At 34.6% G+C, this 13,161-nt stretch carries 10 protein-coding genes; 4 read left to right on the plus strand and 6 right to left on the minus strand.

Features of this window, described 5'->3' with window-relative positions; genetic code table 11:
* Positions 1 to 322 precede the first annotated feature (322 nt).
* The 6 genes from ACNQGX_RS16200 to panC form a co-directional block, all read right to left on the minus strand.
* On the minus strand, positions 323 to 847 hold the full coding sequence (locus tag ACNQGX_RS16200; RefSeq protein ID WP_417977976.1) for a hypothetical protein: 525 nt from the start codon (positions 845 to 847) through the stop codon (positions 323 to 325).
* Positions 847 to 1,452, minus strand: coding sequence for a WG repeat-containing protein (locus tag ACNQGX_RS16205; protein ID WP_417977978.1), 606 nt, complete (start codon positions 1,450 to 1,452; stop codon positions 847 to 849). Before ACNQGX_RS16205 ends, ACNQGX_RS16200 begins: the two co-directional genes overlap by 1 nt.
* A gap of 11 nt (positions 1,453 to 1,463) precedes the next feature.
* Complete coding sequence (gene radA, locus ACNQGX_RS16210; protein WP_417977980.1) at positions 1,464 to 2,825, minus strand: DNA repair protein RadA; 1,362 nt, start codon at positions 2,823 to 2,825, stop codon at positions 1,464 to 1,466.
* A complete protein-coding gene (locus ACNQGX_RS16215) occupies positions 2,825 to 3,973 on the minus strand; it encodes an alpha/beta hydrolase (RefSeq protein ID WP_417977982.1) in 1,149 nt (382 codons plus the stop codon). The genes radA and ACNQGX_RS16215 overlap by 1 nt, the downstream gene beginning before the upstream one ends.
* Positions 3,974 to 4,274: 301 nt before the next feature.
* Positions 4,275 to 4,625 (minus strand): aspartate 1-decarboxylase, encoded by a 351-nt coding sequence (gene panD / locus ACNQGX_RS16220; RefSeq protein WP_131991043.1) that lies wholly within the window; start codon positions 4,623 to 4,625, stop codon positions 4,275 to 4,277.
* A gap of 14 nt (positions 4,626 to 4,639) precedes the next feature.
* On the minus strand, positions 4,640 to 5,488 hold the full coding sequence (gene panC / locus ACNQGX_RS16225) for a pantoate--beta-alanine ligase (RefSeq protein ID WP_417977985.1): 849 nt from the start codon (positions 5,486 to 5,488) through the stop codon (positions 4,640 to 4,642).
* 108 nt (positions 5,489 to 5,596) lie between these two features.
* Between panC and ACNQGX_RS16230 the strand changes: the two genes are divergently transcribed.
* The 4 genes from ACNQGX_RS16230 (at position 5,597) to ACNQGX_RS16245 (ending at position 13,150) form a co-directional block, all read left to right on the plus strand.
* Complete coding sequence (locus tag ACNQGX_RS16230) at positions 5,597 to 6,403, plus strand: glycogen/starch synthase (RefSeq protein WP_417977987.1); 807 nt, start codon at positions 5,597 to 5,599, stop codon at positions 6,401 to 6,403.
* Between the two features lie 20 nt (positions 6,404 to 6,423).
* Complete coding sequence (locus ACNQGX_RS16235; RefSeq protein WP_417977988.1) at positions 6,424 to 8,025, plus strand: DUF4270 domain-containing protein; 1,602 nt, start codon at positions 6,424 to 6,426, stop codon at positions 8,023 to 8,025.
* A gap of 9 nt (positions 8,026 to 8,034) precedes the next feature.
* The gene (glmS, locus tag ACNQGX_RS16240) at positions 8,035 to 9,882 is read left to right on the plus strand and encodes a glutamine--fructose-6-phosphate transaminase (isomerizing) (protein ID WP_417977990.1); all 1,848 of its coding nucleotides are present in this window, start codon (positions 8,035 to 8,037) and stop codon (positions 9,880 to 9,882) included.
* Between the two features lie 397 nt (positions 9,883 to 10,279).
* The gene (locus ACNQGX_RS16245; protein WP_417977992.1) at positions 10,280 to 13,150 is read left to right on the plus strand and encodes a TonB-dependent receptor domain-containing protein; all 2,871 of its coding nucleotides are present in this window, start codon (positions 10,280 to 10,282) and stop codon (positions 13,148 to 13,150) included.
* Positions 13,151 to 13,161: the final 11 nt, after the last annotated feature.

Below are 13,161 nucleotides of genomic sequence, written 5' to 3' on the forward strand. Positions count from 1 at the left end.
TTCTTTGAACTATTTAGGGACATATGTTCTCTCATTCCTTTTCACTTCATTATTCAAATTTATGGACTTTAATAATTAAAATCGATAACTTCGCAAACATAGGAGAAACATAGAAATTAATTTAATTTTTGATTTAAATCTGTTCCGAACAGTCGAAATTTAGGTGACATAGAAAAAAAGCCAATACTTTTTTTTCTATTGTGAACTCTTATCATCGTCGAAATTTATTTTTGCAGGAATAAACACTATGTTTTTATGTGGTTTAAACTTCAACTTATTTTAATGCGTTTGACCTGTACAAATAACGGACTGTCAAAAAGTATTATTTAGTTTTTGCATCTATAAAAGACAGCAGATTGTCTATTTCCAGTTTTTGATTGACGTATTTTAATTGAAGTTCTGAACCTTCGCCCATTCTGTTGTAGTATTCCAACGCTTTTTTTGCGAAGAAGCGTTTGTGAAAATCAGAAAGCTCAGGAATTTGAGGGAATTTTTTATGAAAAAGCATTTCATAATACGCTTGCCATTCCCTTTCATTTTTGTCTTCAATCAAGTTTTCTTTCGTTTTTTGACTTACGTGAATCATTTCATGCGCCAGAAGATTGAGCATTAATTCCAGTGGATATTCGAATGTGTTTTCAGGAATTCGGATGATTTGGGGTTCGCCTAAAACGCCTTCGGTTGTCATCAGGATAAATTCCGGCTTGGCTTTTTCCCTTAATTCGAAGCCTTTGAAATTTGGGTTTTCTAGACCATATTCTTCAATTAAAAATTGGGCGGACTCGATAGTTTCTCCAAGTTCATGAAAGGTATTGACGATTTGTAATATTTCCGAGTAGGGTTTCATTAATCAAATTCAGGTTTCCAATTGTACTTTTTGATTAATTCTTCAAATGTGAGATTGCCTTCCTCAATAATTTTTCCTTTCTTGTCAATCACGCCGTGAATTCTACAAATTATCGAGTAATGATTGCAGTCATCGTGTTTTTCTTTTTCCCAATATTCTTTTTTACATTCTTTTCCAAAGATAGCGTAACCGTTAGAAAACCTTGTAACAATATAAAATTGTGGTTCAATTATAATTTTCCCTTTCTCATTTGCAAAACCAATCAATTCAGTTGAATCGGTTATTCGAATTCTATTTTCCTGTAGAAAATCAATGTCAAATTCTGGCCCAACACACAACTGAAAAAGGAATTTATTTTTTAAATCTCTTCCAACAAATTTTTTTAATTTGGTGTCAAATCCAGTAAAGAAATATTGGATAGAATCATTGTAAATCCAAGTAAACTCTCCTCGATTGAGTTTAATAACAGTGTCGTTTTTCTTGTTTAAATAATAATACTCATTAGTATAATCATCATATTCTTTTGTATGAAGCCGTAATTTTTCTTTCTGTGCAAAAACGGAAGTATAAATGATGAATATCAAAAAAAGACAAATGTATTTCATAATATTAAATTTTACCCAAACAATTCACTCGCCACATCTTCAATTTTGGCCACCAATCGAATTTTTATTCCGGTGTTTTTCAACGCAATTTTATTGTATTTGGATACAAAAATGGTCGAAAAACCTAATTTTTCGGCTTCCTGAATGCGTTGGTCCACGCGGTTAACCGGACGTATTTCGCCTGAAAGGCCGACTTCGCCTGCAAAGCAAAAATCTTTATTGACTGCAATATCTTCATTCGATGATAAAATGGCGGCAACAACAGCCAAATCTATCGCCGGATCATCTACCGAAATTCCTCCGGTTATGTTTAGGAAAACGTCTTTGGCGCCAAGCCTGAAACCGGCTCTTTTCTCTAAAACGGCCAGAATCATATTGAGTCTTTTGGCATTATAACCCGTGGTGCTGCGTTGCGGTGTTCCATAAACGGCAGTACTTACCAAGGCTTGTATTTCAATCATCAAAGGGCGCATGCCTTCTAATGTGGAGGCAATTGCGGTTCCCGATAATTCCTCATCTTTATGTGAAATCAATATTTCCGAAGGATTCGAAACTTCGCGCAAACCATTGCCCAGCATTTCATAAATTCCTATTTCAGCAGTAGAACCGAAACGGTTTTTTAACGAACGTAAAATGCGATAGACGTGATTTCGGTCGCCTTCAAATTGTAAAACCGTGTCGACCATGTGCTCCAGAATTTTTGGTCCTGCTATGTTTCCATCTTTGGTAATATGACCAATTAGAATCACCGGAATATTGGTTTCTTTGGCAAATTTGATCAACTCGGCTGTGGTTTCACGGATTTGTGAAATACTTCCGGGAGTGGATTCAATATAATCCGTATGCAATGTTTGAATGGAATCGATAATCACAATTTCCGGTTCAATAGCTTCAATTTGCTTGAATATATTTTGTGTTTTGGTTTCCGTAAGAATATAGCAATTGTCGCCGCTGGGCGTGATTCTTTCGGCACGCATTTTTATTTGTTTCTGACTTTCTTCGCCCGAAACATATAAAGTTTTATATGGTAATTTTAAAGAAATTTGAAGTAAAAGGGTGCTTTTTCCAATGCCGGGTTCACCGCCCAAAAGAATCAAGGAGCCGGGAACTATTCCGCCTCCCAACACGCGATTAAGTTCGCCATCGGTGGTGTCCATTCGGATTTCCTGAGCAGAATCAATTTCGTTTATTCGTAATGGTTTTGGTGCTTTACTGCTGGAAGTAGTTTCGCTTTTCCAAGCTGTTTTTTCTTGTTTTTGGATAATTTCCTCCGCAATGGTATTCCATTCTTTACAAGAATTGCATTGTCCTTGCCATTTTGCATATTGTGCGCCACAGTTTTGGCAAAAAAAAGTTGTTTTTACTTTTGACATTATTTTTTTGGTGTTTGGCTTATCATGTCATCGTATTTTTCCATCATCATGTTTTTTGTCAGATCTCCAATTTCCTCTAATTGGGATCCACTTTGATAGCGTTTCGCGGCTTTTTTCGGGTCGCCCATTTTTTCATACATTAGTCCCAATTCATAATCGGCAAGCATTGATTTTGGGTAATTTTTGTTGGCAATTTCTGCTAATTTATCCAATTCAGGATAGGCTTTATTTTTTAGAATTGCTGCTTCAATGGCTTTGAAATCGTTTACACGAATAGGGATTTTTAAACCTAAACTTTTGGACAAAACAGCATATTTATTGGTCAAATAATCCACATAACCGGATTGAAGCACAGCAATTTTTTCACTGTATTCAGTAGATGAAATAGGTTTGTAGGCATCAAAAAATTGGTATAAGGCATTTGGAATCGAATACAATACAAGCGAATAGTGTGATGCGCCCTTAAAATTATCGAACTTGTAATTTAATGCAGGATTAGTAACCTGTTTTATGTTTTCGTCTAGTTTTTTTATAGACTCTTGAATTTTTTTTATGTCTCCATCTCCATTGGATTGATAATAAAAAACAGGTTGTTTTAAATTTGAAAGTTTTTCTGGAATGCGGTTTTCCATTTCAGGAGCCAGTTCCGGACTCAATGAAATATATCCATTGAATATAGGATTGTCTTTATATAGAAAAAAGTTTAAAAATCCTGCTGTAGTGTCGTGTCCTGCAATAATTCGGAATGGTGCAACTGGGTATTTTTTTTCGATGTACGGAAGTAATTCGGCGCCAATAAACTCGAAGAATTTCGCCCCTTTTCCTGAAGGAACTCCATCCGCTTCATCATAAGTGCTGTCGTCAATGCGTTCGTTATTTTTGTTTTGGCTTATGCCAACGACAATCATTTCTGGCAAATCATCCCAGTAGGCACCGTAGTTCAAAGCGCCGTAAAATGGGTCAAATAAGTAATCGCCATCGAGTAAAATAAGTATCGGGTACTTTTTATTTGGGTTTTTTTCGAAAGAAGGCGGTAAGCCAATTGTAATTTCCCGGCTTTCGCCCAACGCATTTGAATCGAATGGTATGGTGGTTTTTTGTGAAAATGCAGTAATGGAGAAAAACAAGAATAGTAATAGTTGTTTCATAATTTGGAGCGTTTAGAAATTAAAGTACATCTAAATAAGACAGCAATATAATACTTTATTTACTTTTATTTAAAAAACAAGAAAAGTTAAGGCGCTAGAAATGCACTTGCTTTTTAGGGAAATAAATAGGATTTAGTACCTTCAAATTGCGACAAACAATAAAAACAACTGACTATCTGATTTTTAGTTGTAAAATCAGATAGTCAGTAGCTTATGGAATTAAATATTTTTACTTTGAGTGATAAAAAAAGAGTTTATCTTTTTCAAAAAGTACATCACTACGTATTTTTTCTCTGAAGAATTAGGTCAAAGAATTGTCATTTTCGTTAGGGAAAATAATCCAAGGCTTGAAAGTTTTGGCTTCTTCAAATTCTAGGATGGCATACGAAATAATGATGATAATATCGTCTTTTTGTACTTTTCTGGCTGCTGGACCATTTAGGGTTATGATGCCTGAATTTTTTTCACCTTTGATAGCATAGGTGTCAAAGCGTTCGCCATTGTTGATGTTTACGATGAATACTCTTTCTCCTTCAATGATATTGGAGGCTTCCAGTAAAGCTTCGTCTATGGTAATGCTTCCGATATAATTTAAATCGGCTCCAGTTACTTTTACTCGGTGTATTTTTGATTTTACGACTTGAATTTGCATGTTACAAAAGTAAATTAATTTAATGAAATGGTGTCAATCAATCGAATATTGTTGACTAGTACCGCAATGAAAGCACGGTATTTTTTATTTTTATTTTTTCTGGTACTAGGTAAAAGTGTTGCCTCATCAGCAATTACGAAATATTCTAATGTGAAGCGCGTGTTCTTGTTGAATGATTTTTGAACCCATTCTGAAATAGTTGCAGTACTATTGGCTGCAAATTTTTCTTTTGCCGCGGTTAGTGTTTTGTAAATAATAGCCGCTTCGTCTCTTTCTTCGGTTGATAAACGTTCATTTCTGGAGCTCATGGCAAGATTATTAGATTCTCTATAAATGGGACAACCAATTACGTTTACTTTTAAGTGGTTTTTGGCAACCATTTTTTTGACAATTTGTAATTGTTGAAAATCTTTTTCGCCAAAATACGCGTTTGTTGGTTCCACTATTTCAAAAAGACGTTTTACAATGGTGCCTACGCCATTAAAATGTCCGGGTCTGAATTTGCCTTCCATTTGGTTTTCAAGTCCATCAAAATCGAAAGATTGAGAAAGTGGTTTTCCGTCATAAATGTCTTCAACAGATGGGGCGTATAGAATTATATTTGGATTTAAAGCAGTAAGTTTTCTTACGTCTTCTTCCAATGTTCTTGGGTATTTTGCTAAATCTTCAGGATTGTTAAACTGTGTTGGATTTACAAAAATACTCACGACAGTATTTTCATTTTCCAGTAATGATTTTTGCATTAATGCCAAATGACCTTGATGTAAAGCGCCCATGGTGGGAACAAATCCAATAGTGGACTGGACGGTTTTTATAGATTTCAAATAGTCGATTAAAGATGCTTTTCCGTAGAAAATATGCATGGCGGTATTATTAAAATTAAATGCAAACTTACTATTTTAGTTAATAACTGCATAAAATTTTGTAATTTTGCGTGGTTTTTATTGCCAATAAATTAAGTAAATTACAATATGAAAGATAAGAGGATATTATATGTATCATCTGAAGTGGTGCCTTATCTCGCTGAAAATGAGGTCTCTTTAATGTCTTACGACGTGCCGAAAATGATTAACGATCAAGGTGGACAGATAAGAATTTTTATGCCAAGGTATGGAAATATTAACGAGAGAAGACATCAATTGCACGAAGTAATTAGACTTTCGGGGATGAATTTGGTAGTAAACGACTTGGATATGCCTTTGATTATAAAGGTGGCTTCCATACCAAAAGAAAGAATACAAGTTTACTTTATCGATAATGATGAGTATTTCAAAAGGAAAGCCACATTTGCTGATGAAGAAGGTGTAATGTATCCTGATAATGATGAGCGTGCCATATTCTTTGCAAAAGGAGTTGTTGAAACCGTGAAAAAACTCAATTGGGTTCCTGATATTATTCACGTTCATGGATGGATGGCTGCTATGTTGCCCGTTTATATGAAGCATTTTTATAAAAACGAAGCGTTGTTTTCAGAAACAAAGATTGTTACTTCGGTTTACGGTCAGTCTTTTGAAGGCACTTTAGATGTGGAGATGATTAATAAAGTGAAATTTGACGGTATTCCTGATGAGGCAATTTCTGATTTGGAAGTTCCAAACTACGAAAATATTATTAAGACTACCATTAAACATTCCGATGCGGTAATTATCGCTTCCGAAAACCTGTCTTCAAGTTTAACAAAATATATAGAATCTTCAGGAAAACCTTTTTTACCTTTCGCACCGAAAGATGCATTCGCAGAAGCGTATACTAATTTCTATAGAAACGAGGTTCTTTAAATTAAACTTTTTTAATAAATATGTACAATAATTCTTTTTTTAAGAAAATTCTGGTAGTTGCGAGTGTTGTTTTTTTATATTCCTGTGATAAAGATTATAATGAAATAGGAGGTGATTTAATTGGTGAAAACAATTTTGACCTCAAAAAAGAAACGTACGATGTTTTAGCTTACAATCAAAAAACAGGGCCAATACAATCCAATAATCTTGAAGTAAATCCTTTGGGGATTTATAATAGTACAAATTTTGGTGAAACAACGGCCAATTTTGGAACTCAATTAACTTTAGCAGATGAGGTTACCACTGTAAGCACAAGGCCTTATGTTGAAAGTGTTGTTTTGACGATTCCATATTATTATGATGCATCAAAAACAGTTACAAAAACGGATGGTAGTCATGAGTATACACTAGATTCGATTTATGGTCCGGATAAGGCTGAGATGAAACTAAGTGTTTATGAATCGGGTTATTATATGAGAGATGCAGATCCTGTAGGTGGATTTCTACAGCCTCAAAAATATTTTACAGATCAAAATGCTGAATTTGACAATGTTAAAAAAACAAATCGTTTAAATGATGATTCAAATTTAGCTCAAAACGATAAATTTTTCTTTAATCCTGCAGAACATGTTGTGACCGTAACAGACTCGATTACAAAAGTAGTTACGACTACAAGAACACCTCCGGGAATGCAGTTGAATCTGAATAAAGGCTATTTCAAAACAAGAATAATTGATGCTGTAGCTGCCGGGAAATTGGCTTCAAATGATGTTTTCAAAGAGTATTTCCGAGGACTTTATTTTAAAATGGAAAAATCAGGAAGTAGTGCTGGAAATTTAGCGATGTTGAATTTTAAAGCAGGAAAAATTACTGTAAAATATAATGAGGATTTGTCTACAACAACTGGTGGTGTGACTACAATTACACGAGTTAAAAAAACGATAGTTCTTGATATGAAAGGAAACGCCGTGAGTTTGTTGAATACTGATTTTGCAGGTAGTGGACTTGCTTATAATGCTTTGCCAAATACTGGAAATACAACTGAAGGTGATGATAAGTTGTACTTAAAAGGTGGTGAAGGATCTGTGGCTGTGATAAGTCTTTTTAATACTCCGGGTCAGTTAGAAGCGATTAGAAATAGTGGGTGGTTGATTAATGAAGCGAATCTTGTCTTTCATATAGACGCTGCTGCTATGGCCAGTAGCTATGAGCCACAAAGAATTTATATTTATGATTTTAATAATAACCGACCTATAGTCGATTATTATATGGATTTGACCACAAATAGCGTTAATGCAAAGAAATCAAAATTTATTTTTGATGGTAATTTAACTAAAGATGCAACAACCAAAAAAGGAGTGACGTATAAAATCAGGATTACAAATCAAATAAGGAATCTTGTGAAATACGCGGATTCGACCAATGTTAAATTAGGGCTTGTAGTTACTGAAGATATTACTGCAATAGCTTCTCATCAGTTGAGAACTCCGAACGCATTTATTTCCGGGGCGCCAAAAGGATCTGTTATGAATCCTTTGGGAACTATTTTACATGGAGGGAAATCTACAGTTCCTAATGATAAGAGATTGAAACTTGAAATTTATTATACAAAACCTAATTAAAGCAAGATTATGTGTGGAATCGTTGGATATATCGGTTATAGAGAGGCTTATCCTATTGTAATAAAAGGATTAAAGAGACTCGAATATAGAGGTTATGATAGCGCCGGTGTGATGTTATATGACGGTGAAAATCTAAAACTTTGTAAAACAAAAGGTAAGGTTTCGGATCTTGAAGAGAAAGCTTCTAAAGAAATTACAACAAACGGAACTATAGGAATTGGGCATACTCGTTGGGCTACCCATGGTGTGCCAAACGATGTTAATTCACATCCTCATCTTTCAAATTCAGGAGATTTAGCGATAATTCACAATGGTATTATTGAGAATTATGCGCCATTGAAAGCTGAATTGATAAAAAGAGGATATGTTTTTCATTCTGATACTGATACTGAGGTGTTGGTAAATCTTATCGAAGAGGTACAGACAAAGGACAATTTAAAACTGGGAAAGGCAGTTCAGGTGGCGCTGAATCAAGTGGTGGGAGCTTATGCGATTGCGGTTTTTGATAAAAAAAATCCAAACGAAATTGTTGCTGCCAGATTAGGAAGTCCATTGGCAATAGGTGTAGGAGAAGGAGAATATTTCATCGCATCAGATGCTTCGCCTTTTATAGAATACACTTCAAATGCGATCTATCTTGAAGATGGCGAAATGGCAAATATCAGATTGCATAAAGCCATGAAAATTAGAAAAATTAAAGATGATTCTTTAGTTGATCCTTATATTCAGGAACTTCAAATGAACTTAGAGCAAATTGAAAAAGGTGGTTACGATCATTTTATGCTTAAAGAAATCTATGAGCAACCAAGTGTTATTAAAGATACGTATCGTGGAAGACTCCATGCTAATGAAGGTATTATTCAAATGGCAGGAGTTGAGGATAATTTAGAAAAATTCCTTAATGCCGACAGAATTATTATAGTGGCTTGTGGAACTTCATGGCACGCAGGTTTAGTTGCGGAGTACGTTTTTGAAGAGTTTACACGTATTCCGGTAGAAGTAGAGTATGCTTCGGAGTTTAGATATAGAAACCCAATCATAAATAGTAAAGATGTAGTTATTGCTATCTCTCAATCTGGAGAGACGGCAGATACTATGGCTGCGATAAAATTGGCCAAAGAACATGGTGCCTTTGTGTTTGGTGTTTGTAATGTAGTGGGTTCTTCTATTTCAAGAGAGACACATGCAGGTGCTTATACCCACGCCGGACCAGAAATAGGTGTTGCTTCGACTAAAGCTTTTACGACACAAATTACGGTGTTAACAATGATTGCTTTGCGTTTAGCAAAAGCCAAAGGAACGTTGTCAAATAGTGATTTTCATACTTATTTACAAGAATTGGAAATTATCCCTGAGAAAGTAAAAGAAGCTTTAGAAACAAATGAGAAAGCAAAAGAAATTGCTTCTGTTTTTAAAGATGCTCCAAATTGTCTTTATTTAGGAAGAGGATATAATTTTCCTGTAGCTCTTGAAGGAGCGCTAAAACTTAAAGAGATATCTTATATTCATGCGGAAGGATATCCGGCTGCAGAAATGAAGCACGGGCCAATTGCATTAATTGATGAACATATGCCTGTAGTTGTTATTGCTCCAAAACAAGGGCACTACGACAAGATTGTAAGTAATATTCAGGAAATTAAATCAAGAAGTGGAAAAATTATTGCTGTAGTGACTAAAGGAGATACACAAGTACGTGAATTAGCTGATTATGTTATTGAAATTCCTGAAACCTCAGATGCTTTATCGCCATTGATTACCACTATTCCGTTACAGCTTTTGTCTTATCATATTGCTGTTATGCGTGGTTGCAATGTAGATCAACCTCGTAATTTAGCAAAATCAGTAACCGTAGAATAAATTTATTTACGAAACAGATTTTACATCATACTATTTTAAAAAAAGCCTCGAAAGATTTTCTTTCGAGGCTTTTTTTTTGAATAAGTATTTTTTTTGATAGTGGTTTGTTTTAAATGCCTGATAAAGGTGAAAAAAATGATAAATTTTAGCTCTTTTGTCACTTTTATCAAATATCTAAAATTTAATAATTATTTTGTGATATATGTATTTTTTATATGCATGCATAATGATATTCTGTTATTATTACATAATTTTCAACATATAGTAATAAAAAATAAATGTAGAATAAGTGTAAATGAGGCAAAATAACTGATAAATATGAAATTTTTAAGGGGCTTTTTTATTAATATCAAAAATATTTGTACTTTGGCTTCATAAACCAACAAATTATAACCCAATGAGAGTGTATTTACTTTTTTTGTCATTGTTTTTTTGCAGCCTGACTTTTGCTCAGAATTCAATTTCAGGTATTGTTACAGATAGTAACAACCAACCTATTCCTGGAGCCAATATTAAAATCGTTGGAGACACTTCAGGTGCGATTACCGATTTTGATGGTTCTTTTACTTTACAATCGTCTAGAAAACCGCCTTTTACAATTGAGGTTACGAGTGTAGGGTATAGTTCTCAAAAGATTAGTGTTTCTTCTAATACTCAGAAGTTAGTTGTAAAGCTTCAGGATGAAGAGACTAAACTAAACGAGATAGTAGTTTCGGCTTCAAGAACTCCAGAGAGAGTGTTAGAATCGCCAGTGACAATTGAAAGAATGGGTATAGCTGATATTAAAAAATCGGCATCTCCAACTTTTTATGATGGTTTAGAGAATTTGAAAGAAGTTCAAATGAATACAAGTAGTTTGTCTTTTAAATCAATAAATACACGTGGTTTTGCTACGGTTGCCAATACACGTTTTATGCAGTTGGTTGATGGAATGGATAACTCTTCGCCATTATTAAATTTTGTGTTAGGAAATATGATTGGTGTTTCTGAAATTGATGTTCAGAGTGTTGAGTTGTTGCCGGGAGCATCATCTGCTTTATATGGAGCAAACGCTTTTAATGGTATTTTGTTTATGAATAGTAAAAGTCCATTTACAAGTCAAGGAATTACAGCTTATGCAAAGTTTGGACAAACTAGTCAAAAAGCGGCAGGGAACAATGACTATATTGATTATGGAGTTAGAATGGCACATGCGTTTAGTCCTAAATTAGCAGGTAAGGTTAATTTTACTTATATGAAAGGTACAGATTGGTATGCGACAAACTATGATGACAAGCTTACTCCTGGAAAGACTAGAAGTCATTATGGTTATGACGGAATCAATGTGTATGGAGATGAGGTTGCGACGGTAATATCGGCTCCAACTTTGCCTAGTGATAAAATTTCAAGAACAGGTTATAATGAAGTAGATCTGACGGATAATAAAGCAAGTAACACTAAAATTGATTTTTCACTTCACTACAGGCCTTTTGGAAACGAAAATATAGAAGTTATTTGGCAAAGTAAATTTGGTTTTGGAAATGCTGTTTATCAAGGAGCGAATAGGTATTATCTGAATGATTTTTTCATGCAACAGCATAAGTTAGAGATAAAAGGGAAGAATTTCTTTATAAGAGGTTATACTACTAGTGAAGATGGGGGGAGATCGTATGATATGCTTTTTACGGGAATTAATATTAATAGAATGTGGAAAGCGGATAAAAACTGGTTTACGGATTATGCAACTGCTTATGCTCAGGCAACTTTGGCGGGTCAATTTCCTGAACAAGCACATGCAGGAGCCAGAAATTTTGCGGATTATAATATTTCGCCAACAGGCTTAATAGGAGGAACAGTGTTGATGTCTTATGTGGATCCTGCGAAACCAACTGCGCCAAATGGATCGCGTTTTTTGCCGGGTTCTCCACAGTTTAAAAATGCATTTAATACTGTTATTGCTGAGCCAAGCGTTCTTACGGGATCAAAATTGGTAGACAATTCTAAGATATACCATTCGGATGCGAATTATAATTTTAAAGATCTTGTGAAGTTTGCTGAAATACAAGTAGGAGGTTCTTATAGGCAATATCAACTGAATTCTCATGGTAGAATATATACGGATAAAGATGGTCCTATATTCTATAATGATTATGGGGCGTACACTCAGTTGTCAAAAAAATTCATAGACGACAGATTGAAGTTCACGGGTTCAGTTCGTTATGATAAGTCAAAAAATTTCGATGGTAACATTTCTCCAAGGCTTTCTCTAGTGTATACTGGAGGAGAAAGTAGAAGGCATAATTTTAGAGGATCTTTCCAGACAGGTTTTAGAAATCCATCTACACAAGACCAATACATTGGTTTTAATGTTGGAAGTGCTTTGTTGCTTGGTTCGGCTCCGGATAATTTAACAAGATTTTCAGAAGTGAGAGGAAATGATATTGATGGAAGTGGTACGATTTCTGCTTTTGGGCAATCTGTATTAGGTTCTAATACAGTAGTTATGAATGGCTTAAGAGCTTATAATAATTCTTATACAGCAACATCAGTAGGTCAGTTTAGTGCAACTGGAAATGCGGCATTGTTGAGAAAAACGAATGTAGATTATGTAAAGCCAGAACAGGTTAAAGCATTTGAATTAGGCTATCGTTCGTTTGTGAATGATGTGTCTATTGATATTAATGGGTATTATAATATTTATAACGATTTTATTGGGAATTTAAATGTCGTGGCTCCTTATTACGGTACAACGCAAGACTCTCCTAATCCAGCTGTTAATCCTGCAGATCCAGGATTTCAAACGTTAGCCGCTCTTAAAGGGGGTGATTATCGTGTGTACCAATTGTATACGAATACTGATGTGGAAATCAAATCACTTGGTTTTGGACTTGGTCTTTCTAAGAAAGTATATAACGATTTTGAGGTGGGCGTTAATTATAATTATGCTGAATTTAAATTCGACCAGGCTAAAGATCCAAGTTTTGAAGCTGGTTTCAATACTCCTAAACACAGAGTGAAGGCGTCATTAGGAAATGAAAAGTTGTTCAATAATTTTGGATTTAACATAAGTGGAAGATGGAATAATGAATATCTATGGCAGTCTACAATGGCAGATGGAATGATTGATGCTGCTACGGTAATTGATGCTCAAATCAATTATAATATACCAAAACTAAAATCAACACTAAAATTAGGAGCTTCAAATATTGGTGGAAAGGAATATACTCAAGTATTAGGTGCTGGATTAATAGGACAACAGTATTTTGCTTCTTGGACAATCAATCCGTAATTAAAGTTATA

It is taken from the genome of Flavobacterium glycogeni, from assembly GCF_048286775.1.
GTDB lineage: Bacteria > Bacteroidota > Bacteroidia > Flavobacteriales > Flavobacteriaceae > Flavobacterium.

Bases quoted from the DNA above. Each gene is read 5' to 3' on its own strand.
- ACNQGX_RS16205 (WP_417977978.1), bottom strand. From the start codon at position 1,452: ATGAAATACATTTGTCTTTTTTTGATATTCATCATTTATACTTCCGTT.
- panD (WP_131991043.1), bottom strand. From the start codon at position 4,625: ATGCAAATTCAAGTCGTAAAATCAAAAATACACCGAGTAAAAGTAACT.
- radA (WP_417977980.1), bottom strand. From the start codon at position 2,825: ATGTCAAAAGTAAAAACAACTTTTTTTTGCCAAAACTGTGGCGCACAA.
- ACNQGX_RS16245 (WP_417977992.1), top strand. From the start codon at position 10,280: ATGAGAGTGTATTTACTTTTTTTGTCATTGTTTTTTTGCAGCCTGACT.
- ACNQGX_RS16215 (WP_417977982.1), bottom strand. From the start codon at position 3,973: ATGAAACAACTATTACTATTCTTGTTTTTCTCCATTACTGCATTTTCA.
- ACNQGX_RS16230 (WP_417977987.1), top strand. From the start codon at position 5,597: ATGAAAGATAAGAGGATATTATATGTATCATCTGAAGTGGTGCCTTAT.
- glmS (WP_417977990.1), top strand. From the start codon at position 8,035: ATGTGTGGAATCGTTGGATATATCGGTTATAGAGAGGCTTATCCTATT.
- ACNQGX_RS16200 (WP_417977976.1), bottom strand. From the start codon at position 847: ATGAAACCCTACTCGGAAATATTACAAATCGTCAATACCTTTCATGAA.
- ACNQGX_RS16235 (WP_417977988.1), top strand. From the start codon at position 6,424: ATGTACAATAATTCTTTTTTTAAGAAAATTCTGGTAGTTGCGAGTGTT.
- panC (WP_417977985.1), bottom strand. From the start codon at position 5,488: ATGCATATTTTCTACGGAAAAGCATCTTTAATCGACTATTTGAAATCT.